Annotated in this window: 17 protein-coding genes; 2 read left to right on the forward strand and 15 right to left on the reverse strand. The window is 59.0% G+C overall.

Translation table 11 applies throughout. The features are described from left to right. From ABX74_RS27635 to ABX74_RS27710, 15 genes are all read right to left on the reverse strand, one after another. Nucleotides 1-1,167, reverse strand: coding sequence for a glycosyltransferase family 4 protein (locus ABX74_RS27635; RefSeq protein WP_047890183.1), 1,167 nt, complete (start codon nt 1,165-1,167; stop codon nt 1-3). After that, nucleotides 1,164-2,060 carry a glycosyltransferase family 2 protein gene (locus ABX74_RS27640; protein ID WP_019747424.1) on the reverse strand — a complete coding sequence of 299 codons (897 nt, stop codon included), beginning with the start codon at nt 2,058-2,060 and terminating at the stop codon, nt 1,164-1,166. The genes ABX74_RS27635 and ABX74_RS27640 overlap by 4 nt, the downstream gene beginning before the upstream one ends. Next, nucleotides 2,057-3,268, reverse strand: a complete 1,212-nt coding sequence (locus ABX74_RS27645; RefSeq protein WP_047890184.1) for a membrane protein — start codon at nt 3,266-3,268, stop codon at nt 2,057-2,059. Before ABX74_RS27645 ends, ABX74_RS27640 begins: the two co-directional genes overlap by 4 nt. Continuing rightward, on the reverse strand, nt 3,265-4,476 hold the full coding sequence (locus tag ABX74_RS27650; protein ID WP_047890203.1) for a glycosyltransferase family 4 protein: 1,212 nt from the start codon (nt 4,474-4,476) through the stop codon (nt 3,265-3,267). The genes ABX74_RS27645 and ABX74_RS27650 overlap by 4 nt, the downstream gene beginning before the upstream one ends. 1 nt (nt 4,477) lies before the next feature. Then, on the reverse strand, nt 4,478-5,788 hold the full coding sequence (locus ABX74_RS27655) for an O-antigen ligase family protein (protein ID WP_047890185.1): 1,311 nt from the start codon (nt 5,786-5,788) through the stop codon (nt 4,478-4,480). Beyond that, nucleotides 5,775-7,298: a sugar transferase gene (locus ABX74_RS27660; RefSeq protein ID WP_047890204.1), complete on the reverse strand. Its 1,524-nt coding sequence runs from the start codon at nt 7,296-7,298 to the stop codon at nt 5,775-5,777. Before ABX74_RS27660 ends, ABX74_RS27655 begins: the two co-directional genes overlap by 14 nt. A 1,091-nt stretch (nt 7,299-8,389) precedes the next feature. Beyond that, a complete protein-coding gene (locus ABX74_RS27665; protein ID WP_020906572.1) occupies nt 8,390-9,835 on the reverse strand; it encodes a polysaccharide biosynthesis tyrosine autokinase in 1,446 nt (481 codons plus the stop codon). Nucleotides 9,836-10,547: 712 nt separating this feature from the next. Next, nucleotides 10,548-11,900, reverse strand: a complete 1,353-nt coding sequence (locus ABX74_RS27675) for a UDP-glucose dehydrogenase family protein (RefSeq protein WP_020906571.1) — start codon at nt 11,898-11,900, stop codon at nt 10,548-10,550. Nucleotides 11,901-11,999: 99 nt separating this feature from the next. Beyond that, nucleotides 12,000-13,442, reverse strand: a complete 1,443-nt coding sequence (locus tag ABX74_RS27680) for a lipopolysaccharide biosynthesis protein (protein WP_020906570.1) — start codon at nt 13,440-13,442, stop codon at nt 12,000-12,002. A 9-nt stretch (nt 13,443-13,451) separates the two neighbouring features. After that, nucleotides 13,452-14,195, reverse strand: coding sequence for a polysaccharide pyruvyl transferase family protein (locus ABX74_RS27685; RefSeq protein WP_047890205.1), 744 nt, complete (start codon nt 14,193-14,195; stop codon nt 13,452-13,454). A gap of 37 nt (nt 14,196-14,232) precedes the next feature. Continuing rightward, nucleotides 14,233-15,324 (reverse strand): glycosyltransferase, encoded by a 1,092-nt coding sequence (locus ABX74_RS27690; protein WP_020906568.1) that lies wholly within the window; start codon nt 15,322-15,324, stop codon nt 14,233-14,235. After that, nucleotides 15,321-16,217, reverse strand: a complete 897-nt coding sequence (locus ABX74_RS27695) for a glycosyltransferase family 2 protein (protein ID WP_020906567.1) — start codon at nt 16,215-16,217, stop codon at nt 15,321-15,323. The genes ABX74_RS27690 and ABX74_RS27695 overlap by 4 nt, the downstream gene beginning before the upstream one ends. Next, the gene (locus tag ABX74_RS27700; RefSeq protein ID WP_020906566.1) at nt 16,214-16,969 is read right to left on the reverse strand and encodes a WecB/TagA/CpsF family glycosyltransferase; all 756 of its coding nucleotides are present in this window, start codon (nt 16,967-16,969) and stop codon (nt 16,214-16,216) included. The genes ABX74_RS27695 and ABX74_RS27700 overlap by 4 nt, the downstream gene beginning before the upstream one ends. Further along, on the reverse strand, nt 16,970-18,367 hold the full coding sequence (locus ABX74_RS27705) for an O-antigen ligase family protein (RefSeq protein WP_144419603.1): 1,398 nt from the start codon (nt 18,365-18,367) through the stop codon (nt 16,970-16,972). Then, a complete protein-coding gene (locus tag ABX74_RS27710; protein ID WP_020906564.1) occupies nt 18,351-19,871 on the reverse strand; it encodes a sugar transferase in 1,521 nt (506 codons plus the stop codon). The genes ABX74_RS27705 and ABX74_RS27710 overlap by 17 nt, the downstream gene beginning before the upstream one ends. A gap of 872 nt (nt 19,872-20,743) precedes the next feature. Here ABX74_RS27710 and ABX74_RS27715 point away from each other — a divergent pair. Together ABX74_RS27715 and ABX74_RS27720 are read left to right on the forward strand one after the other, a co-directional pair. Beyond that, nucleotides 20,744-22,213 (forward strand): hypothetical protein, encoded by a 1,470-nt coding sequence (locus ABX74_RS27715; RefSeq protein WP_223258029.1) that lies wholly within the window; start codon nt 20,744-20,746, stop codon nt 22,211-22,213. Further along, nucleotides 22,207-23,679: a glycosyltransferase gene (locus ABX74_RS27720; protein WP_082148575.1), complete on the forward strand. Its 1,473-nt coding sequence runs from the start codon at nt 22,207-22,209 to the stop codon at nt 23,677-23,679. The genes ABX74_RS27715 and ABX74_RS27720 overlap by 7 nt, the downstream gene beginning before the upstream one ends. The last annotated feature ends 246 nt before the right edge of the window (nt 23,680-23,925 follow it).

Consider the following 23,925-nt stretch of genomic DNA (forward strand, 5'->3'; position numbering starts at 1 on the left):
TCACCACTTCTTCGAGTTCGTTTGTTGACGTTCATTGCACTGGCCGTAGCTGCGCGACAAGACCGATTTCAGCCGAGATCGAGTCCAATCACGCTGCGGTTCAAAGAAAGAAAGTTCTGACTCGACAACCGATCGAGCGATACGAGAGGCGAGAGTCGACGCCGGAGCAACCGGGATCGCCACGGCGTTCCTACCGGCCAGTGTCGGCACACCGCCGAGATCCAAACAGACCACCGGGAGGCCCACCGCAGCCGCTTCGGCCGCCACCCAGCCGCCCGAATCGTGCATGCTCGGGAAGAGCAGAACGGAGGAGGACCCCATCTCGCCCACCACTTCCGATCTGTCGCGCCACCCGCGAAGCGTGACCTGACCGCGCCGATACGGAAGCGACTTCTCGATCCGCCCGCGGGCGGGTCCCTCCCCGACAAAGGTCATGGACCACTCGGTGCCCAAATGCTCGAGCGCGTCCAGAATCAGGTCGATTCCTTTGTACTGCAACAGTCTTCCTACGAATAAGAGCCTTCGTTTCGGCCTGGGTACCGCTTGCTTCTCGATTCCGTCGTAGTCCAGAACACAATTGGGTTGGATGACGACGTTGCGTGCCCGCGGTGCGCCACGCCCGCTGTCGGAGTTCATCGCGATGAAAGTGTCGACTCGTCCGGCCATGAAGACATGTGTCAGTGACCGAACGGCTTTCGTCGAGCAGGTTCGAACTGCCGTGGTTGCCAGATACCGCATACCGATGCGCTTGGCGAGCGGCATCGGCGGGTAGGTGTTGCCCCCGGCAGGCCCCCATACGAGTCGTGCGCCGCCGGCTCCACCGAACAGCACCGGTGGTGGCAGCCAGTCGGAGGCGAAAGTTGCATGGTGCAGGACGTCGAAGTTTGCCGCTTCACGCCGAACGAACAGTGAAGTGTGCCAGAGCCATCGGAGGTATCGACCGTACGATCCGGCTTCTTCCGCGGTCAAAGTCGCTATTCGCACGACACGAACTTCGCAACCGAGCTTTTCACACTCCGATTCCAAAGCAGGAGCCTCACCGGAGCGAGTCACCACCGTGATCGACTCACACAGTTCGGAAGCCGCCGAGAGAAGCGCCCAACCCGCACCGGATTCACTCCCCTGATTCGGATCGCAGGCGTATGCCGTCATCAACAACCGTGTCATCGCGCTACCACCAGCCTCTGTGCGCGCGGCTTCCGAGAATCGCGGCGGCTGAATCGCTCTGAGAACCAACCGATGTTGCGTGCACCGTGGTCGAGAACCACGCGTTTGATCCGTGGACTGATCAGGGCAACGGGGATCAACGTCGCCGACGCGAGTACGAGCAGAGCGCGTTTGGCACTCTGAGCCGTCAACAGTGGCAGGTCGAGCTGTCCTTGACAGACCGCGAGGATTCGTCCGTTGTTGACATACCGGGCGAAGAGCCAGGAGTCCCGACGCCGATCCTCGTCGACGGGTTCGTACGCAAGCGCCTCGTCGCACCACAACAACCGGACACCGCCGGCGCTCATCCTGAGCGTGAACTCGGTGTCCTCGCCGCCAGGTAGATCCCAGTCGTCACTGAAGTTCAAGCCGTTCAAAGTCTTCAGGTCCAACAACAGATTTCCGGCGCCTGCAGACGCAACCGGGGTGCCGGTCGAATGGCGAACGCGAGTGTGCAATGGAAGTTCTGAGGCAGGCAGACCCACCGGAATCACAGGACCGGCCACAGCACCTGCGTCGAAATCTGCGGCGCAGGTGAGGAGATTCGACAGCCAGTCGACATCGACGTACTCGTCGTCGTCGACGAAGACGATGTAACGACGATCTCGTGCACGGGCGAGATCGACCAGCGCACGTCGCGCCGGAGATACCCCGCCAAATCCGAGATGCAGTCGTTCGATCCCGTCGGCAACATACGTCGGTGTGGTGGATTCCGGATCATTGTCGCCTACTACGACCTGGGCGGAGACACCGGAAGCCTGGATCGATGCCCGGACGCTGTCGATGCATACAGCCAGTTCCGATTCGCGACGGAAGGTCAGAATCGCCACTATGACGCCGCTGGGATTCTTCATGAGAGGTCAACTTTCGGTCGGGCGCCACGGTTCATCGAGACCAGGAGTGCGACGCTCGCGCTGACGCACGCCGACGCGGCCAATGCTCCTGCGACGTGTACGGCGCTGTCGGTCAGTCCTGCCCCGAGAACGATCAGAAACTGCAGAGGCAACAGCAAGGCGCGAAATCTGTTGAGGTTTCCCGTCTTGTCCATGACGCGGATCGACGTGCCGACTCCCAGCAGAATCCCGTTGAACGCCACCGCCAACCCGCAGAGCAGAATGACCGGTATCAAGTTCGGAAAGTGCGGTCCGACCAGATGATCCATCAATCGCACTCCCGAGAGTCGAATCTCGAGTGTGAGACAGATCAGCGAAACGCAGATGATCGAAATCCAGAAGATCTGCAAGCCCACTCGGCGGCCGAGTGCCATGCACTCGCTCGCGCTCATCGCTTCGACACCACTGCCGAACTTACGCATCAGAATTGGCGAGATGCCCGCGAACATCAAGGACAGTGGACCGAGCAGTGTCTGGGCAGTTCTGATCTCACCGATCATCGAGATCGACGCCACCACGGTGAGTATCAAGAACATCGCCTGCTGCGCAGCTGATCCCATCAATATCTCGATCGCAAACGGCACGGATCTATATCGGTGAGTGCGCGAGTACCTGACCGACGGCACCGGCGGTACCAGACGCATGGATGCGTGACCGAGCGCGAGCGCGACGAAGACACCGACCGTATAGGTCACGAGTGCAAGTGTCAGATTCTCGACCAGGAAAGCTGCAATTAGGACGAACGAGAGTGTCACGATCTGTATCGACGCAGAGATCCAACTCGCTCCGTCGTGCATCAGCATCGTGCGTATCACGTCCAACACCACGAAACCAGCTGCAGCCAAGGCGTATACCGTGAGATTCATCGAGTCCGAGCCGGCGATCAGGAACAGTGCCCACACCGATGTCACCGATACCGCCGCCAGCACGATCGTGGGTGCCAACGCCGGTCCACGCTCGTCGGACACCGCCCCTCGCGACAGCCAGACGTCGACGCCGATCGCTCTCCCCAGTGCCAGTGCCAACAGACCCGCCGATTGAATCACGGCAACCTGGCCGACTTCGATCGGACCACCGAGTCGTGCCACCGAGGTGAGAACGACAAAAGTGAGGACGCTCGAAAGCCCTTGATCGGCCATGAATGTCACATACCGAGTGCGATCGTTCACGATCTCACCTCGTTGATGAGCTCACGCATCGACGTCGCCGCCTTGCGCGATGTGAAGCGATTCGAGTAGTGACGATAAGCGGATCTGCGTATCGCCGATCGGTCGTCCGCTCCGAAGATTCGGTCGAGGGCCTCGCGTATCGACGACTCTTCCAAGGTATGGAGAGGCGTTCCGCCCGGTCCGACGATGTCCGCGAGTGCACCGCTGGTTGCGTAGATGACCGGGGTGCCAACCGACATCGACTCGATCGCAACGCGTCCGAACGGTTCTGCCCACTGAGACGGCACCACGGACGCCGCACTGTCGCGGAGTATCTCGATCACATCTTCGTGTGAAGTGAATCCGGCCAGCGTGACGTTGTCGAGAGCTGCGCTTATGCTGGAGATCTCGCCGTACTGCGGTCCGTCACCGAGAACTGTGAGCGAGGGACTTCCAGCGCCCTGCGGCCAGTTGCGCACCAAGTCCAGGACGCCCTTCTCCGGTGTCAGTCGGCTGACGCACACGACCGAATCAGTGCTCCGGAACTCGGGTTCATTTTCTTCGAATCCGAAGTTCGGACGAACCACGACGCGGCCAGAATCGATCAGTCGTCCCTCGACCAGACGTGCTGTCATCGCGCTCGTTGCGACAAACCTGTGCTGCTTCCACCCCAAGACGCTGATCTTGACCGCCGCAGCGCTCAGGTAGCAGACAAGGCTCTGCAGTCGGCTGTTTCCGTAGCATCCGTTGCGGACACAACTCGTGAAGTAGTTGGTGGAACCGCATTCGGTGCACGTGCCATCTGCGCGCAACTTTGCTGACGGTGTGGCGAGGCGATAGTTCCGAACCGCCTGCAACGTAGGAATTGCGGCGGCTCGTGCGGCCACGAGCAACGAAGCCGAGAACGCCGGCCAGAGATTGTTCACGTAGACGATGTCCGGTCGCTCCGAACGAATGATGCGCAATGCATCGACGAGTACTCGAGGACTGAACACTGCGGTGACTGCCGCCCACGGTCCCCGGGAGATCTTGGAATTCTCGGAAGTGCACTGAACCGTCTCGTATCCGATCGATTCGAGGAGCTTGGATTCGTTCGCGAAGCTCTGCTCCTCACCACCCGGATTCCGATAGATCGCATGGAACATCAAGGCTTTCGGCGGCGTGGATCCACCGGCGGACGTCGGGTTCACTTCAGGCTTCGAACGCGCTACATCGAACGACTTGTACATCTCACTGACCTCCTCTTCGCTCCGGAGCGAACCCGTACGCACGACCCCTACGGATCGACAATTCGGCGTTGCCTGCACTGTGAGAGCGGTGCGTCGAGGGTCCGTACGGCGCCAGGAAGACCCATGCGATCAGCCACATGGCGCCGAAGAAGAGCGTCGACTCCGTCAAGTCCATCGAGAAGACGAGAACCATGATCGCGACGACGGCGATGTACTCCGTTCTGCTGCGAGCTCCCCCGAGCGCCGTGTTCAGAAGCAGGTAATAGCCGGCCAACAGCAGCAGGAATCCGATCCAACCGATCTGGAGACGAATGTCGAGCATTCCGTTGTGCGCGCTGGTCGCCGGAAAGGACAGCTTGGACCGGATCATCTGTCCGACAACGCTGTCAGGTGCCCAGACCGAGCCGAAGCCCCAACCGAGCAGGGGCCGCTGTTCGGCGTAGTACTCGGATACCGTCCAGAGATGTAGCCGGCCGGTCAACGTGACATCTCGCGAGAGTAGCGCTGCGACATCGGGTCCGAGCACCTTCATCGCGCCGGATACCCCGATGTACAGCCCGATGATCACCGTCGAGGCAAGGCGAGCGTTAGGTGTCCGTCGAAGGCACTTCAGAGCAAGCACTGTCGCCAGCGCAATCCCTGCAGCGACGAGACTGGTCTGGCTCCGGGCTTCGAACAACACGATGCCGGCGACAGCCAGTGCCGCCACCCACGGAATACGCTTGACGTCGGGAAGCATGAGAATGACAGCAACAAGGACAACTTCGATCGCAGCCATTCGGCCCAAAGTATTCTTGTGCGTGAAGATTCCGCGGTAGGCAACAGCGCGGGTATCCACATCGATGCCGGTCGAAGGATCGAGGACCACGACCATCAGCGACAGCACCAGTAGTACCAGCAAGGTGACGGCCACAGTCCGCACTCGCACCGGGAAGGTCAACTCGCGGGCGACCATGATTCCCGTGATCGCCAGGCACACGATGACGATGCCGGCGACGGCGGAGTTCCGGGGCAACGTCGACCAGTACCAGCTGGTTGCCGGAACGCCGGCCGCGATCAGAAGCGTGAAGACAGGCCAGGACGCGTTGCGTGAGTATCGCCGGTCGAGGAAGTAGACCAACGCGAGTGTCGCCGAGAGAACGGCCGAACCGTGTACGAGCAACGATCCGAGCGCTGTCTTCTGCGTGTAGGCCTGAAAGGCTCCGCTCGCGCCGATGACCGCGATCACCAATGCCGTTCGCAAGATCAGCGGATTGTTCGGTGCCTCATTTTCGCAAGGCGCCGGTGCCGCATTCTTGTCAGTAGGCGCCATCACTTCCCACCACCGCCTTGAGCGTCTTCGCGACGATCATGACGTCACCCATCATCGACCAGTTGTCGACGTAGGAAAGATCAAGGCGGACAGTGTCTTCCCACGAAAGATCAGAACGTCCGCTGACTTGCCACAGGCCGGTGACACCGGGCTTGACCAGTAGCCGGCGACTGACCGCACCGTCGTACATCTCCACCTCGCGCCGAAGCGGTGGCCGAGGTCCGACGACGCTCATCTCGCGCCGAAGAACATTGACGAACTGGGGCAACTCGTCGATCGAGTACCGACGCATGAAGCGACCGACCGTCGTCACACGCGGATCATCTCGCATCTTGAAAAGCACTCCGGCGCCTTCGTTCTCCTTCATCAGTGCCGTGACTTGAGAATCCGCATTCTGGACCATCGAGCGGAACTTGAGCATGGGGAACGGCTGCCCGTCCAACCCCATCCGCTCGGACTTGTACAGAACCGGCCCCTTGCTCGTGAGCTTGACTGCGATCGCAGCCGCCAGAAGCACCGGACTGATCACGGCGAGTACCACGGTCGAGAAGACGATGTCGAAGGTCGTCTTCGTGAACTTCTGCGCGCCGTGATAGCGCGGACGCTCGACATGGATCAGCGGAAATCCAGCGACCGGGCGCATCGACAGCCTCGGTCCGGACACATCCAGAATCCCTGGTGCAACAACAAGGTCCACATGATCGCGCTCGAGATCCCAGGCCAACGTGCGCAGCCTTTCCGGTCCGAATCGCTCCGACGCCGTCACTGCCACCGTGTCGGCACCGACCTGTTCGATTGCGTTCGTGACACTGTGCTCGTCTCCGAGCACCGGGATGTCCCGACCGTTCACTGTGACAACTTCGCCCACGTCTCCTCCGTAGCCAGGTACGCAGACTCCGACGACTCGGTATCCATGGGCATCGTCGCGCTCGAGGTTGCGTGCAAGATCGACAACCGCCCCTCGCACACCGACCACAAGTACGGCAGTTCGAAATTCACCTCGGGCTCGCTCACGAGCAATCACCCGTCGCCAGATCCAACGACTCGCGATCAAGGCAGTCAATCCCATCGGAAACGCCACGGCCAGGTACAGGCGCGCGATCTCCAGGTGAAGGAGAAGGCTGGCAATCGCAATCAGTCCGAACAGGCGGAGCGTTCCGACAGCGATCAATCGGTACTCTTCAGGGCCGCTTCCGATCACGCGAGGAGATCTGGTGCGAAATACTCTCAATACGGCGAACCAGCCGATAATCAGGGCGAAAGACAGTGCGGTGTAGCTGAAATGGCCGAATGCTTCACCGTCGACGACGTCCGCGTCGCTACCGAATCGCCACCATTGAGCCAGAAACACAACTGCCGCAACAATGATCGTGTCGGTGATCGCCAGACGACGAAGATACGCAGATTGCCATTTCCTGCGTGCGGAAACTCCACCAGCCCTCTCGGGCGCTACTCGTCGGTGTTGTTGTGGCCGTTCTTTCGTGGGCGCGGCCATCTCGAGAACCGTCATGTGTTCAGAAACCTTTCCCCATGCACAAAATTCGGCCTGAAGCTGTTCGCCGGCCGAGGTCCATCGGACCGCCTTGCCGAATCCCGAAACTTCGACAGCGAAGCAACTGCTCCGCATTGCTGCGTTCAGTGCGAATGGTCGCATTACGTGCGCCTTGCAGTTAACCCGGCGACTGTTGTCAGGCCTCGGCCCAACTGTCGATTATTGCGGCATTGCCGCAGCTCACACCCCATGATTGAAGCAGAGTCCATTAACGACCCAAACACAGGACGATCGGCGATTTCTCCTCGCCCGCTGACGTCGCCAGCCTCGATATTGTCAGGACTCACGTCTTGGCAATTTTTCGGCTAGCTGGTCAGTACCAGTGAGGAGTTTGCCACATTCCGGACAGTGTGGCAATAGCGTTTTCCGAACTTCTTCCGGTCGCCAGCATTGAGGTCAGTTATTAACCCTCCAATCAGGAAGGTGAGATCATTCATCGTCATTACTATTGCGTACCTATAGTTTTCATTGACTTGGCCAATTGGACTCCGCGTTTGGACGGAAACCAGCACGCAGTTGGTGAACGCTCTGCAAATAGAACCAACACCATTCCGGCCGATTGGCAATTCTGGACAATCGTCCGATGCTTCGCCGATGAGAGCGTCATGCGATAGTTGAAGACGAACTATTCAGCGAATTGGGCCAGACCCACCATAGGTTGATCTGCAAGTTGAAAATGATTGCAGTACCGGATTAATCGTAAATTGAGCCGAGCGCCGGCCCGAAGCTGTAGTGCGCGGAGACTGCTGCCGCATGTCACTGGCCCGATGATCATCGGCACTCATGGGAAGGAGAGCACGTCGACTGAGTTCGTAAACTGCTGAATCCCAATCGATCCAGCTCACCCAGACCGAATCAGACGTTGACAGGCCGGGCACTCACCGCATCCATGGGCAGGTTCCGAAACATCGAATCGGTTGGATGTAACTCGGCTCGGCTCAATTCCGCCGAGACCAGCGGATGCGCTGTAACGAGAACGGGCCCCCGAGCATTGCTCGGGGGCCCGTCAGCGCGGACGCTGGTGTAACAAAGGTCAGTACTTGACCCGTTCAGTTGACTGTCGACGGCGCCCGCACTTCGCTGAGTGCCCTGGCACCGACTGAACTTTCCGCAGCTACATCAGCCACAACAGGATCGGAGTCGTAGTAGTACTTGTACTCGTAAACGCCGCGACCGTTCAGCGGAGTCATCGTGATGACAGTGCCGAGAATCGTTGCACCTACGCTGTGGAGGTTGCCCACCGCCCTGCTCAACTGTTCCCTCTTCGTCGAACCATGACGAGCAATAACGAGAGCGCCGTCAGCCAGAGCAGACAGAACTGCAGCATCCGTAACCGGAAGCAGCGGCGAGGCGTCGATGATGACGTAGTCGAACCTTCGGCGCAGATCGGCAAAGACCGCATGAGCCGTGTCGGTCCCCAGCAATTCGCTCGGGTTCGGAGGAATCGGGCCCGAGGCAAGAACCGTCAGGTCCGCATTGCTCGTCACTTGAAGCACATCGTCCAGGTCTGCTTGCCCGGCCAGGACCGAACTCAGGCCGACACTTCCGATTAGTCCGAGGTACTTCGAAACACGCGGCTTGCGAAGGTCGCCTTCAACGAGACATACCTTCTTGCCCGCCTCGGCCAGCACGAGTGCAATGTTGACGGCGGTCGTAGTCTTGCCCTCCGAGGGAAGAGAACTCGTGACGACGATGACGCTCGGGGGGCGATCCACGGCCAAGAACTGCAGATTGGTTCGTAGTTCACGGTATGCCTCGGCACTGGCGGAGTTGCCCTCGTGGAAGTTGATCGCTTGATGAACTTCACGTTCCTTGTCGAACGGAATGGTTCCCACCATCGCAGCACCAACGATGTCTTCGACTGTCTTGCGTTCTTTGACAGTGTTGTCCAAGCGGTCACGCAACACGGCCAGACCGATCCCCAGCAGTAGACCGATCACTGCTCCGAGAGCGACGTTCCTCGTGGTTTTCGGAGATACCGGTTCTACCGGGGTTTGGGCTCGCTGCTCGACAACTACGCGCGCAGGCGCAGTGCCGCCGTTAACGGGCGTGCTCAGATCCTTGACCATGAAGACAAATTCGTCCGAGAGCGCATTGGCGATATCGCGGGCCAACTCTGGCGACGTATCTTGCACGCTCAGGTCGAGAAGTACCGTATCCGGTGCCGATGTGGCCGTCACCTTCGATGAAAGCTCCGCGGCAGAAAGGCCTCCGAGGCGATCTGGTCCCACTGAATCGATTGTTCGCTGGGCGAGCGTCTCCCCGGTGAGGAGTCTCGCGTACGAAGTGACCAACTGTTGCGAGAGCTGATTGCCTTGGAATGCCTCGTTCACAGTCGTTCCGGTCGAAGTAGACACGAACAGGCGAGTAGACGCCTTGTACACCGGCGTGGCAATCAACGAGGCACCTAATGCACCCAAGATCACGACCACAGTAACGACAGCGACTATCTTCCACCGTGCCTGCAAAGTCTTCAGGTAGTCCCGTACATCCATCGTCGAATCTCCTTCGGCTCGAATACGTATCGCGCATCCGAGCAGTAATCACCGGCCGTCGGTCGAGCCACTACCCCCGCTCTTGTCTGAACAGGACAGCCATCCGTATTGACGTTCTTCCACGTATCGCGGCAGCAAGCTGGCGGAGTAAAGACACGACGATCCCATTGAACGGAAGACAATGCAGGGTGAGAACAACTCACTCCTCGCCCTCACCGGCCCGGTCTGTCAGGTCTTGAACTGCGGCTGATCCCGTGAATCCAAGGGAGCGAACACCACGAAGGGCCGAACTGAACCTTACTGTCTCATCACACTTTTCACCACTCCAACCACCGTATACACCCCGCGGCTTCGCATCTCGTCGCACCGATGATCAACGTAGGCCACTCATCACGCGCTGCGCTCGGGACCTAAGTCCGACAACGAATGTCAACGATGAATCCACAACACCCGAAGGGAACGTCCGAGACATGACGCTTATCTCATCCGATCAGTGCGTCGAATCGACAATCGGCGAGGGAATCGTCGACCACCGCGGTGCGGTGGGTTGCAAACGGTGCACTCGCCGGCAGTTGCCGTTCGACACCACACGAATGCCGATGCGTTACTGGATATCCGATCGGAATCTCCGGTGACGACTGGACAATCAACCAACAGACCTTGGTCCCGACTTTCCAAACAGAGTTGAGGTTCGAGCCGATTGAACTGAGCCCTAGGGTCGTCCGAGCCCTCGGTAGGTCCACCCGGCATCTCGCCAGATTGCCGGTTCGAGACAATTCCGCCCGTCGATGACAACCTTCTTTCGAACAATGTCGTCGAGATCCGATGGCAGCAACTTCCGAAACTCCGCCCATTCCGTCAAGATCAGGACGACATCTGCACCCGCGCAGGCTTCCTCCGTGTTCGCCGAATAGGTCAACGTCGGAAATAACGATCGAGAATTTCCCATCGCCTTCGGGTCGTACACGCTGACAGCCGCACCTTGAAGTTGAATCTGGCCGGCGACATTCAAGGCCGGTGAGTCTCGAACATCGTCGGAGTCCGGCTTGAACGCAGCTCCCAGCACAGCTACTCGGGCTCCCAACAACGATCCACAAGCCTCGCGCGCCAACTCGACCATCCGTGTCCGACGACGCATGTTGATGTTGTCTACCTCGCGCAAGAATGTGAGAGCTTGATCTGCACCCAATTCGCCTGCACGCGCCATGAATGCGCGAATGTCCTTGGGTAGGCATCCGCCGCCGAAACCGATTCCGGCGTTGAGGAATTTTCGACCGATTCTCTCGTCGTGCCCGATTGCGTCCGCCAGTACCGTCACGTCGGCACCCGATGCTTCGCATACTTCCGAAATCGCATTGATGAACGAGATCTTGGTTGCCAGAAATGCATTGGCTGACGCTTTCACCAACTCCGACGTTGCAAGATCCGTGACGACAAAGGGCGTACCCTCGTCCAGGATCTTCCCGTAGACCTCGCGAGCGACGGATTCGGCACGCCCCGGGCGGTTGCGGTCCACGCCCAGTACCAATCGGTCCGGGTGCAGGGTGTCCTTGACTGCAAATCCTTCTCGGAGAAATTCCGGGTTCCAAGCCACCTCGACGTCCTGACCAGCCGGTGACAATTCTCGTGCTCGGACACCAAGCCTCTCCGCGGTGCCGACCGGTACGGTGGATTTTCCGAAAATCACGGCAGGCCGCGTCAGTAGCGGTGCGAGACTGTCGACGACAGAATCGACGAACCGCATGTCCGCCGCGAATTCCCCCTTCTTCTGAGGAGTACCCACACCGAGAAAGTGAATGTCGGCAAATTCTGCGGCCTCTTCGTACGACGATGTGAATCGGAGACGACCTGCCGCGATATTGCGCCGCAGCACCTCCTCGAGGCCTGGTTCGTAGAAGGGAACTTCTCCGGCTTCGAGCATGGCAAGCTTGCTCGGGTCGACGTCGACGCCAAGGACTTCGTGGCCCAACTCGGCCATGCACGCCGCATGGGTCGCCCCGAGATAACCGGTACCGAATACAGTCATCCGGCGCGAAATCGATTCAGTCGGGCGGAGCTCAGTCATTGAAAACCTTTCGGTCGAAGTTCATGTGGACGAGGTCGTCGGGGCATCCACTCCCGTGTGGCCGAGTACTCCGTTTTCGGAGGTCGTTGAACGGCACTGTCAACCGACCACCTTTCTGCACGTGTCCACCAGTGCATTCAAGTCCGAACGCACCGACTTGGAAGTCAGGGCAACAACTCCCACGAAGACGACACAGACCATTCCCGCAAGTGCGAGCGCTACGAAACTCGGAACCTGTTGAAAAAGGGTGAGAGAAAGTGAGGCGACGCCGAACATCGCACCGAAGAGCATCATCGGCCGCACAGCGCTTCGGACCAAGGGCCCTGTCCCGATTCCGATCCGTGGAATGGCGACAAACGAGTAGATCAGCCAGACTGCAACAAAGCCGACGCTGCTCCCGATCGCCGTGCCCAAGCTTCCGAAGATCGCACCGACACAGACTGCAACGATCATCAATCCGCGCCCCACAAGGCTGTACCGAAGGTGCACATCGACTCGGCCAGTGGAAAGGAACACCCAGTAATAGATGTATGACAAAGCTTGAAATGCACCACCTACAGCGAGGATCCGGAAGATCGGTGCCGCAGCATCCCAACCACTTCCGAGCACGAGATCCATCAACGGGTACGCCACGGCTGCCGCGTAGGCAAACGCACCGAGCATGACGTAACACAGTACGGTCTGAGCTCGGACCAGATATGCCATATAGACAGCAGGATCGGTAATTCGCGAAAGCACCGGCAACGCAACACGTGTCATCGGCGTGGCCAATTGCGCAATCGGTATCTTGAAGAGCTGATATGCCCGATCGTAAACACCGACTTCGGTGCTGCCGTGCAGTTTTCCGAGTGCAACGGAATCCGCGTTCGCACTCGAGTATGTGACCAGTTGCGTCAGCATGGTGTTGGTCCCGAACGACAGCAAGGACCGCATGTCTGCATTGCGTGTCGGGCGATTCGGAATCCAGCGCAGCAGCAACGCGGAACTGCCCAGGAGTACCGTCGAAACGATGATTTGCTGAGCAACGAGTGACCAAACTCCGTAGTGCAACAGGGCAAGCGGAATCGTTACGGCCAACGCGATCCCCTGCGCGGCAATTTCGGTCACCGTCAGTTTCACGAACTTCAAATTCCGGGTCAGATCCGCTCGCAACTGTACGGTGAGACCGTTCAGCACGAAGATCACCGATACCGCCCTGACAATGTCGGAAAGCCCGTCGACGTCGTAGAACCGGTCGAACAATGGCGCTGCGGCGAAGACCAGGAGCGTCAGCAGCAATCCTATTGCCGTGTTGATCCAGAAGAGATTCGAACGCTGATTCTCCGATATCTCCGACGCTTGTACGGAGGCAAGGGAAAGCCCGAAATCGCCGATCACCGTTGCAGCTCCGACCACCGCCATGACCATCGCCATCTTGCCGAAGTCGTCCGGGCTCAGGACCCTCGCAAGTACGGCGATCGAGGTGAACTGAATGAGAAACTTGACCCATTGTCCCCCCAACGTGATTGCGGAGCCGCGCGCAGCGGTTGTACCCAATCCCACCGCGTGCGCCTACTTTCCGAAGAGATCGTGGGGAAACGCTTCGCGAAGCGGTCCGTCATTCCACGCCAGGCCCGGCGCGCCACCCATTGAAATAGCAGCTTTCACAGTTGGTGCGGTGGACAATTCGCGGCCGGTGCCGAGGTAGTAGTCCGCATACTTGAATTCCGCTTCCGAACCTGAGGGAATCAATCGCGCTGGAACGCCCAGCGCGTCGGCAACGATCACGGCGTGAAGCGAACTGCCGACGACGAGTCGACTGCTCGCAATAGTTCGGAGGCAAGTCTGCAAATCCTCGGTTGGGTCGAGAACCGACGGTGTGTCGAACCACCGCGGCAGGTCGTTCAGATTCGGAACGACTACGACGTCGCGCGAAGGGTTCTTCGTGAGTTCGACAAGATCAGGAAAGACGGAAGGAATGAGCAATCCCGGGTCGCCGTACGTAGGCGGAGTGTGAATTCCGCGCATTTCCAGGAACTCACGCGAAAGCGGTCCACGAACTGCCCGGACGTCGAGCGCATCGAAGCGATACTCGTCCGGAGTTATCTTGCCGTTGACCCCCGTTCCCCAGATGCAGTCTCCAGTTCTCGCCATGTGCATGATGGACCCGACCGCCAGCAGCCGCTGGTCGCGTTTGCTGCGCGCCCGTCTGGCACTCTGCTTCGACATCCATGCGACCACGACCGGACCTAGAAGGTCGCCGAAGTTGTTGATTCGTCGCCCGATTCGCAGCTTTCGCGAAATACCTGGGATCACGACTTGGTTCCTGGGATTCCAGTTGACAACCTCGACCTCAGACATTCGCGACCCTAGTCGAGGGAACATGAGGAATCGTCTCGTCGAGCACCGTGCGGACAGCAAGCGCCCACTCCCTCGTCGCGCGGATGTCATGATTGCGAGCGCTTTCTGCAACAACAGCGCGGTCCGCCTCGCTTGCGCGGACAGCACAATCAGCGAGCATCTTCGTGTCTCCGGTATCTGCGAGGCTGTCGGTGGAAAGAGTTTCCAGGAGAACGTCCGATGTGAAGGCGGCCACGGGCAATCCCACTGTGAGTGCCATCAAGATGGTTCCGGATGCAGTGACATCCCGGTATGGCGCCACCAACACGGATGAGGACTCCATGTATCGGCGTACGTCCACATCCGACATATGTGTAGACGGTTCGGCCAGAACATCGATGTTCTCGGATCGACGGAGAAGGTCGTTCTCCCCAGATGTCAGCCTTCCGATTGCACACTGCAGCCTGATGTTCAGATGCGCCAGATCCTCCGCCAGCTTCGGCAACACGTCGAATCCCTTGTCTGCGCGAGCACTTCCGAGATAGAGGGCTGCCGACGAACTATCTCGAGGAAGGCGCATCGCTCCTTCCGTGGACTCCGACCACGCAAGGTAGGCGGGGTGCGCGGCGACCAGGACGTTCGCATACTCTCCGACTCCCGCACGGAGCGAAGAGTCGTGAACCAACAAGCCGCTCGCGCCCGAACGAATGGAACGGATGATCGGGTGATCGTCCGCATCGTCCCGACTCTTGACGGGATTGTGCACTACGACGAGCGTCCGGCATCCCGAAAACTGAAGTCCACGAATGATTCGTCGTTCCAATTCGGAATTCATCCAACAGACCACAACGAGTGGCCGTCGAACGATTCCGTAGACGACAAATGCCGCAAGCCCCGCCAGGTACTGCACCAGCACCCAGATGTTGCGAGAGCCTGCTGCAGGCGGAGGGAGCAGACCGACGGATCTGACCAGATCGTGAGTGATCCCCTGACCGCGCCGGCCGAAGCGAAGCACCGACTCATGCGTATCCGCAATCACTCGGGCGACTTCCACCCCGTAGGGATTGAAGGGATTGGGATCCCACACCACGATTTGCCGACTCACGACGCCACCCGCTGACGAAGTCGCTTCCCGAACTCGACCGCACCGTAGAGCGAGACGATCAGTGCCGCCGGATGAACACGGGCCTTCGAAAGCCCGGATGCTGCGTACACGATTCCCTGTCCGTCGCCGGCAGCCAGTGCAGATCTCAGTATTTGCGTGGCGATGAAGTCGCCCCTCGCCGTCTTCCCCAACGACGATGCGTGCTTGTCGTAGAACGGGACGCTTCGCCTCCAATTCCGCACAGTCGAAATTGAACTCTTGCTGGCCTGCTGGACGTGAACGAGAGGCTCGTCCACATACGACACCTTCTCGCCTACTTCTTCTTCGAGCCGAACCACCAGGTCCCAATCCTGATGCTTGGAAAGTGATTCGTCCCAGGCGACGTGCTGGGCGAGTCGACGAGTCAGCATGATCGAACTCGACTGCACGTATCCGTGCCCGTGCCGCAACCCAGGCCGCAAGACCAGGTAGTCGCCCATCGACGAGCCCGCACCGTACCGAGTGATCGGAAGAGTACGCACTGTGTTTCCTGAGTGGAAGTAGGTTGCGGTGTAGGAGAACTCGGTTGATTGTCGAGTCATACTGGCGATCTGCTTCTCGATCTTGGTTGCTTCCCACCAGTCGTCGTCGTCGAGAAACGCGACGAAGCGTCCGGAAGCCGCTGCGACTCCCATGTTTCTTCCCACTGCTGCACCTCGACCGCCCCCGGTGGTCAGCACGATGTCCGCACCGGTTGCAGTGCCACCCTCGTCCATGGCGGTATCCAGCACGACGATGATTTCGATATCGCGGTGCGTCTGGTTCCGAACACTCTCGATCGTGCGAACCAGTTCACTCCGCCCCAGCGACGGAATTACGACGGTGACCAGTTGGTCGTTTACTCCATCGGTCACAGAATTCCTCGTCTCTCGAACTGAAACTCGACAGTCACACGCATCAGCTTGAAAGGCTCCACCAGATACCTCGACGCAAGCCTCTTCGGGTCCGAAGCCAGCCTCCACAGCCATTCGATACCCAACTTGCCTGTCCACCGAGGAGCCAGGCGCTGCTGTCCGGACAGTTGATCTATGGCCCCGCCTACAGTTGCAAAAACGGCGGTGGGCAATGCATCCCAGTGATCGAGCAAGAACTCTTCTTGGATCGGCATACCCAATCCGATCAATACGAGATCTGGTCGAAATGTGCGCAGGGACTCGAAGCCTTCGGAAATCAGCGCTTCCTTGCCCGCGTATCCGCTCCACCCTCGAACTTCGCCATGCTCCGCCATTCTTGAAATCGCATCCACAGCAGATGAATTGGAACTCGGGCTGGCACCGATGACCGCGATACGAATCCCATCGTCGATGTCACCGACCAGCGGAATCCAGTCCGTCGAACCACAGCGTTGCGACACGCTCAGCGACGGTTGTTGTCTCCGAAATCTGCGAATTGCCAAGGCCGCCAGTATCGGCATCCCGTCGATCAGAGTCAGATCCGAACTGGAATAGAGACTGCGAAACTTTTCATTCGTGAGGTGGAGATACGTGCTGTGCAGATTATGGTTCAGCAAGACCTTCTTTTCACCCTGATTGTTCCTGATCCATTCGATGACATCATCGGGCGCACAGGGTTTCACGCGTATTCCCCACAGATCGATGGTATCCATTCAACTGACCCGCCCATAGTTGTTCTTGCCCGACATAGTCAAAGAATCCTGCGTACTCAGAACAACGGCGACGACCATCCAGAACATCATCGCCACCGACCCGCTACTGAAATGCGAATGAAAGGAAGAAATGACGAGAATCCCGACGAGTGCGATTCCGATTGTGCGAAAACTGGTGACGCCCAGTAGGTCCGAGGCCGTCCATACCTTACGGACGGCGTAGACGAGAAGTGCCACCTCCAGCACAGCCAACACAACACCACTGGCAACAGCCGTTCTCATCCACTCGGATTCAGGAGACGGCCATCGCAACGTCGAAGGTGCCGTCCCTGTGGAAATGCGGTTGTAGACATTCGCCCCGTGCCCGAACAGCGGACTGTCCAGGATGGCCGGGACGGTCTCGTTATTCCAGATCCCGACGCGGTATCTGATGGTCTCTGGAATCCAGGGAGGGAGACCATCTTTGGACGGGCTGCTCAGTTGCGAGGTCAGTCGATCGCCAACTTGCTCGTCGAACAGCAAATATGCCGCGCCCCCGATACTGACCAGAGAGAGAAGGCCGATGAATCGAATCTTGACCTGCACTGCCGTGTAGAGCATCGTCACGATCGCGACCAAGATCGGCGCAAACGTGAATGTCGACACTTGAGCGACGAAGAGGATGCCAACGCCGAGAACCAAAGGCTTGGGGATCAGCTGCGAACCCGATTTCTCTACAATCAGATAACAGCCGATGGCGATTGCGATGGCCAGGTATCCACCCAGCGCCGTCCAGTGGCCAAGGGTGCTCGTGGCGCGCAATGGCCATCCGAGATCAAGCCTGCCCTGCAATCCCGGTGCAATGGTGAATCTCACCAGAAGTTCGCTGACCTGACGGCCGCCGAGCATCTGGGAGATTCCCAGCACTGCAACCGGAATCGCTGCAATGAACACGCCCTGGAGCACACGGAGACCGTCGTTTGCGCTCGTCACGACCAGTCGGCACGCGAAGTACACAGCAAGCACACCGACCAGGTTCAGGATCGTCGACAGCGAAAAGGCGGCGTCCGAATAGGTTACGTCGAAATACTCGACCAACGCGATGGCCGTCACGTACAGCAGGAGGAATGCATCCAACGCCCGCAAGCGAAACCGAACCATGCTTCCCCGCGGCGATGCCAGGCATGCAATGACCAGAGCCAGTGCTGCGACTGGCAGTGATGCATTGACCGTCGAGGGCAGGCCAGGCAGAGAAACTCCGGTAAGAGCCGCGGCAGCACCGGCAACGATGCCTACCCAGGAGGCGCTCGACATCTTCCGGCTGTGATCGTTCGTCGATTCGCTCGGAGCGCGAAGCGCCGACGCGCCAGTCATTTCGTTGCGGGCATCGGTAAGCGGGAAACTAGTAGGCGCCGTCACTGGCCAATACCGCTTTCAACGTTTTGCCGACGATCAAGACATCCCCCATGAGCGACCAGTTGTCGACGTACGAGAGATCCAGTCGTACAGTCTCTTCCCAGGAAAGATCCGAGCGTCCGCTGACCTGCCACAGCCCTGTGATTCCCGGCTTGACGAGGAGTCGGCGACTGACTGTTCCGTCGTAGGCCTCGACCTCGCGACGCAGCGGCGGCCTGGGGCCGACAACGCTCATCTCGCGCCGAAGAACATTGACGAACTGGGGCAGCTCGTCAATCGAGTAACGGCGCAAGAAGCGCCCGACCGGTGTAACGCGCGGGTCGTCGCGCATCTTGAAGAGCACACCGGCGCCGTCGTTCTGGGCCATCAAGGACGCCACCTGCGAGTCTGCGTTCTGAACCATCGAACGGAACTTGAGCATCGGGAACGGTTTGCCGTCCAGCCCCATTCGCTCTGCTCGGTACAACACCGGGCCCGGGCTCGAGATCTTGACCGCCACAGCTGCCACCAGGAGAACAGGTGCGATGGCGACCAAGATAAGCGAAGCAAAAATCACATCGAACGATGATTTCGCAAAGCGTTGCGCACCATGATATTTCGGACGCTCGACGCGTATCAGAGGCTGACCGGCCACCGGCCGCATCGACAGGCGCGGCCCCGACACATCGACGATGCTGGGCGCAACGACCAGATCTACGTCCCGCGATTCCAGATCCCAGGCGAGCGCACGGATGCCATCCGAGCCGAGATGCTCGGTTGCCGTCACGGCAACGGTGTCTGCGCCGACAAGTTCCAGCGCTTCGACTACCGATGTCTCACCGCCGAGGAGCGGTATGTCACGCCCGTCGACCGCGATGGACTCGTCCGCGCGCCGAAGGAACCCCGGCACACACACTCCGACCACACGGAAACCGTCTGCGCTACCTCGCTCGAAGTTTCGTGCGAGTTCAGCGCCGGCATCCTTGCTGCCCACCACCAGTACAGATGTGAGGCACTCACCACGAGTACGCCTCCGCACGATCACCCCGCGCCAGAGCCAACGGCTCAATAGCAGCGCGAGAAGGCCGACAGGAAACGCGAATGCAAGGTAAAGCCGGGCGATATCGAGACGGAGCAGAAGGCTTACGATCGCAATGACGCCGAACAATCTCATCGCGGACACCAGGATTCGTCGATACTCCTCCGGACCGCTTCCGATCACACTCGCAGATCTCGTCCTGAATATCTGCAACGTCGCCAGCCACGCGACCACCACACCGATGGACAAACCGGTGTAGCTGAACTGCCCGAGCTCACGAGCGTCGACGGCGGTCGGCGCGGCGCCGAATCGAAGCCACTGAGCGGCCGAAACCGCACCAACGACAATCAGCGAATCCGTCACTGTCAGAGCACGTATGTATCGATGCTGCCACGCTGCACGCGAGGAAAACTCCGCACGGGAGTCCGGCACGATGCGCGGACGCCGATACCCGAGCGACGGCGCCATGGACATGTCCAATGCCGACATCTGACCAACCTTCCCGTTTGCGAGCCGCCAGGCCCCGACCGTTCTTCGGAATTCCGGTTTGCACCCGAAAGCCCCAGGCGCAACTAAAAAGATGGAGAAGAGCAAATGTTCCGCTTAGGTGTCGGCAACGTTGCAACTCGATAATCCGGAGGCATTGCACGTGCCGCGTGAGTACTATGAGAACATCTCGAAGGCCGGAGTTCAATTCGAATAATGTTGCAGGTCAAGACTCTAACCGGCAATTCTTCTTCCCAGCAGACACCCGAAGAATGTTGGACGATCGTTCACGTTCGATCGCCGTAAAGCCACGGTGCCATTTGCGATGTAGTTACCAATTGGTAGCTATAATTCAGCTATTCAGCAAATGCACGGAAACCTCCAGGGCTTAGGTCCCGACGACCGCAATAGCTCACAAAGCGGACATTGCCTCTCACTGCTGACCACAGTTCTTTCGCATGGGTAACTGGACCCACATCCACGCAACCGAGAACCGTCCCTGCACGCTGGGGACCTATGTCCCCGTAGGTCGAATCCGCGGAACTTGATTGAACTTTCTGCAATCCGAAAGTGAATTACCCTTCGATACGGAGTAATTCGGCAGACCGAAAATCTTGTCATGCCATCCGGCCGGCCAAGGCCCGCACTGGGAAGCGAAAAAAAGATTTCAAACTTCCCACTATGTGAGATTCGAGCGCGTGAGACCTCCGGCCGGACTGCTCAGAGACCGGCGCCTCGACGTGGCGAGGGCGATATGTCTTGATCAAGTAATGTCTGCATGTGGCGCCGGACCGACGGCGATGGTCGGCAGTCCCTAGCGGTGCGCAGCCTCGAATCGCACGCAGATGTCGGGTAGCAAGCGAATGGAACTGGAAATGTTGAAGATTCGTGAGATCCGCTCCGAGTCCGGGATCATTCCTCGACTCGCAGTGCGGTGGTTGATGATCGCGCTCGCCACGATCTTTGCATTCTGGCCCACCTGGACCAAGCTTTGGCAGAGCACGGCCAGCGGAACTGCCATCGGCTACGTCTTCGCTCTACCGCTCTTGTGTTTGGTTGCCGCCGTCGGAACAGACTTGAGGCGCGGCCCGGAGCTTCCTATTCACGATCGCGAGACCGACAAGATAGTCGGCTGCATCGGCCTCTTCGTCGCATTGGGACTCCAAGCGCTCCTGCTGCCGCGTTTTGCCGAGACCTACGAATTGATGCATATCGACGTGATCGCGGCGTGGGTATTCGTCTGGAGCGCAGCGGTTCTGATGTTCGGCCTCCGTCCGGTCAATCGGTATTGGGCAATCTGGGTGGTCCCGGTCATCTTGGCGCCGCTACATTACCGCGCCATCGCGACCGAAATGGGCGGGACCCGTTTCGACTACAGCGTCCTCATGGTGCTGGTCGCGTCTGCCGCGACCACGATCGCCGTCAGTAGAACGTGGAGGCGAGGGGCGATCGCCTTTGTCGCCGCAACGGTGCTCGGTGTGGTGGTTCTCTACGTCACGATTCAGAAGTATCCCACTGCTCCGCTTTTCGCCGTGCAGTTGTTTCCGGCGCTCGGAACCGCAATCGTCGTCGGTGGCGCCTTCTATCTGTACGAACGCCGGGGAAAGTCGCTCAAACCGTTCGATCGACCACTCCGAAAGCCTTCGACAGCCACGAGCAACTGGACCATCCTTGCGGTGTTTGCCGCCGCAGTGCTGATGTTCTTCACACCGCTGCCACCGACAAGTTTGACCGTCAACGTCGGTCCGCCTCCGGCTACGGCCGATCCTCGACTGGTCGTTCCACTGGGCTGGCATCAGATTGCAGCATCCGAATACGACTGGCCCCGTCGGTACTTCGGCAGCACCTCCGAACTGAGCCGTCAGACAATTCGGGCCGACACTCCGAATCCCGCTTGGGACGCGCAGATGCGGCCTCGCACGGTACAGCTTGACGTCGTCCAGGTCCGGCGGCCCTCCACGCTCGCCGTGTACCCCAGCAAGACCACCTACGACCTGGAGAACGCGAGAGTCAGCCCGACGGTCACGGTGGAGTTGCCGCACGGGATCGTCGCCGAGATGTACACGATCGTCGACGACGCTCTCCTTCTCACATGGAGCAATCTCAATTTCGTCTGGACGCGGGGCGACGGAGCCGCGCAGCGAGTCAGCCTGATCAGCGTCGACAATCACGATCCCGACGCCTACTTCCCCGAACCGAAGCCGTCGATGGCGTCCAACGGTAGCAATACCCTCGCCGTTCTACTGCGTGGTGAAACCTCGACCGAAGACACCGAATCCGAGTACAAGGACCTGGACATGCTCGAAGCACTCGCTCGACTACTCGTGGAGGCTCAGACGTGGTGAACGAAAACCGAAGCCAGTCCAACAGTGTTGTGGTCAGCGGCGACCCGGATACAGCGGAGTACCGCGAGGCCGCCCTGCACGATGCAGTGAACGGTCTACGCGAGCGCCATCCGATCTCGTCCGCCTCCGTGGCCTTCTATCCGTGGCAACGAAATACGTTGTTGGCAGGCTTCGCACTAGTCGTCATCAGCCTCGTGCTCTTCCTCGTCCCAACTCTCATCGCGCTGACACTGATCTGCACCATTGGATACATCTGGGCGATGGTCGACCGTCTGATCTTGTTCACGAGGGGTCTCGATGCGTCCTCGATCATGACGATCAGTGACGAAGAGGCACTGGCTCTTTCATACGACGACCTTCCCACGTACACCATTCTGGTCCCCGCATACAACGAGCCTGAAGTCGTCGGCGACCTCATCGCAGCCATGCGAGCGATCGATTATCCGGAAGACAAGATGCAAGTCCTTCTCCTATTGGAGGAAGATGACGCCGTCACTATCGAAGCCGCTCTTGCCGCCGGCGTGGACGAGGTCGTCAGCATTCTGAAGGTGCCCGCGGCCGATCCACGAACCAAACCGAAAGCATGCAACTACGGTCTGCATTTCTCGACGGGCGAGATCGTCACGATCTACGACGCCGAGGATTCCCCCGACCCACTCCAATTACGGCGAGTAGTTGCAACTTTCGCGAAACTTCCCGAGAACACTGCTTGTGTTCAGGCCAAACTTGCATTCCACAACGGAACTCAGAACCTGTTGACCGCGTGGTTCACCGCCGATTACGCGCTGTGGTTCAACTTCATCCTCCCTGGATTGATGCGGAGCAATTCACCGATTCCTCTCGGCGGTACCTCGAATCACCTACGACGTAGCGTCCTCGACGAGATCGGTGCGTGGGATCCCTTCAATGTCACGGAGGATGCGGACCTCGGGGTACGGATTGCCGAGAGCGGATACCGCACCGCGGTGTTGAATTCCACCACGCTCGAAGAAGCCAACAGTGACACGATCAACTGGATCAGACAGCGCTCGCGTTGGTACAAGGGCTATTTGCAGACGTGGCTCGTCCATATGCGCCAACCCGTGAAATTATGGCGAGGATTGGGCCCGATCGGCTTTCTCCGCTTCACGATTCTCATGGCCGGCACACCTTTGGTCGCCACTTTGAACATGGTGTTCTGGCTCATCAGTCTGGACTGGATTCTCGGACAACCTGAAGTGATCCACCAGGTCTTCCCCAACTACGTCTATTTCCCCGCGTTGATCTCTCTGGCATTCGGTAACGCCGCTGTTCTCTACATGAACCTCGTGGCGTGCCGAGAAACGCGAAACGCGATGCTCCTCCTCGCCTGCCTGACTGCTCCGTTGTACTGGGTGCTGATGAGCATCGCGGCGATCAAGGGGACCTACCAATTGATTCGCAACCCGTCCTACTGGGAAAAAACCTTCCACGGTCTGAACACGTGACAACGCAATCCTTCACGTTCTACACAGGTGTGAGTTATGTCTACTGGTCCGCCTCACCCACAATTTCACCCGATTTCGGGTTTCAACGGAAAACACACAGCTAGATGGTCGCGGTAAACACACAATCCAGTCACAAAACTTAACTACCGGTACGCGAGAACCGCGGTGATTGGTTGCCGAATGATCACAGATCGGCCGTCGAGCGCCTTAAGTGTCGAGACGGCACTGGCTTACCGCGCAGCACTC

It is taken from the genome of Rhodococcus sp. ARP2 (assembly GCF_001029585.1).
Classification (GTDB): domain Bacteria; phylum Actinomycetota; class Actinomycetes; order Mycobacteriales; family Mycobacteriaceae; genus Rhodococcus_F; species Rhodococcus_F erythropolis.

Bases quoted from the DNA above. Each gene is read 5' to 3' on its own strand.
- ABX74_RS27700 (WP_020906566.1), bottom strand. From the start codon at position 16,969: ATGGATACCATCGATCTGTGGGGAATACGCGTGAAACCCTGTGCGCCC.
- ABX74_RS27640 (WP_019747424.1), bottom strand. From the start codon at position 2,060: ATGAAGAATCCCAGCGGCGTCATAGTGGCGATTCTGACCTTCCGTCGC.
- ABX74_RS27715 (WP_223258029.1), top strand. From the start codon at position 20,744: ATGTTGAAGATTCGTGAGATCCGCTCCGAGTCCGGGATCATTCCTCGA.
- ABX74_RS27665 (WP_020906572.1), bottom strand. From the start codon at position 9,835: ATGGATGTACGGGACTACCTGAAGACTTTGCAGGCACGGTGGAAGATA.
- ABX74_RS27650 (WP_047890203.1), bottom strand. From the start codon at position 4,476: ATGTACAAGTCGTTCGATGTAGCGCGTTCGAAGCCTGAAGTGAACCCG.
- ABX74_RS27660 (WP_047890204.1), bottom strand. From the start codon at position 7,298: ATGACGGTTCTCGAGATGGCCGCGCCCACGAAAGAACGGCCACAACAA.
- ABX74_RS27710 (WP_020906564.1), bottom strand. From the start codon at position 19,871: ATGTCGGCATTGGACATGTCCATGGCGCCGTCGCTCGGGTATCGGCGT.
- ABX74_RS27675 (WP_020906571.1), bottom strand. From the start codon at position 11,900: ATGACTGAGCTCCGCCCGACTGAATCGATTTCGCGCCGGATGACTGTA.
- ABX74_RS27655 (WP_047890185.1), bottom strand. From the start codon at position 5,788: ATGGCGCCTACTGACAAGAATGCGGCACCGGCGCCTTGCGAAAATGAG.
- ABX74_RS27635 (WP_047890183.1), bottom strand. From the start codon at position 1,167: ATGACACGGTTGTTGATGACGGCATACGCCTGCGATCCGAATCAGGGG.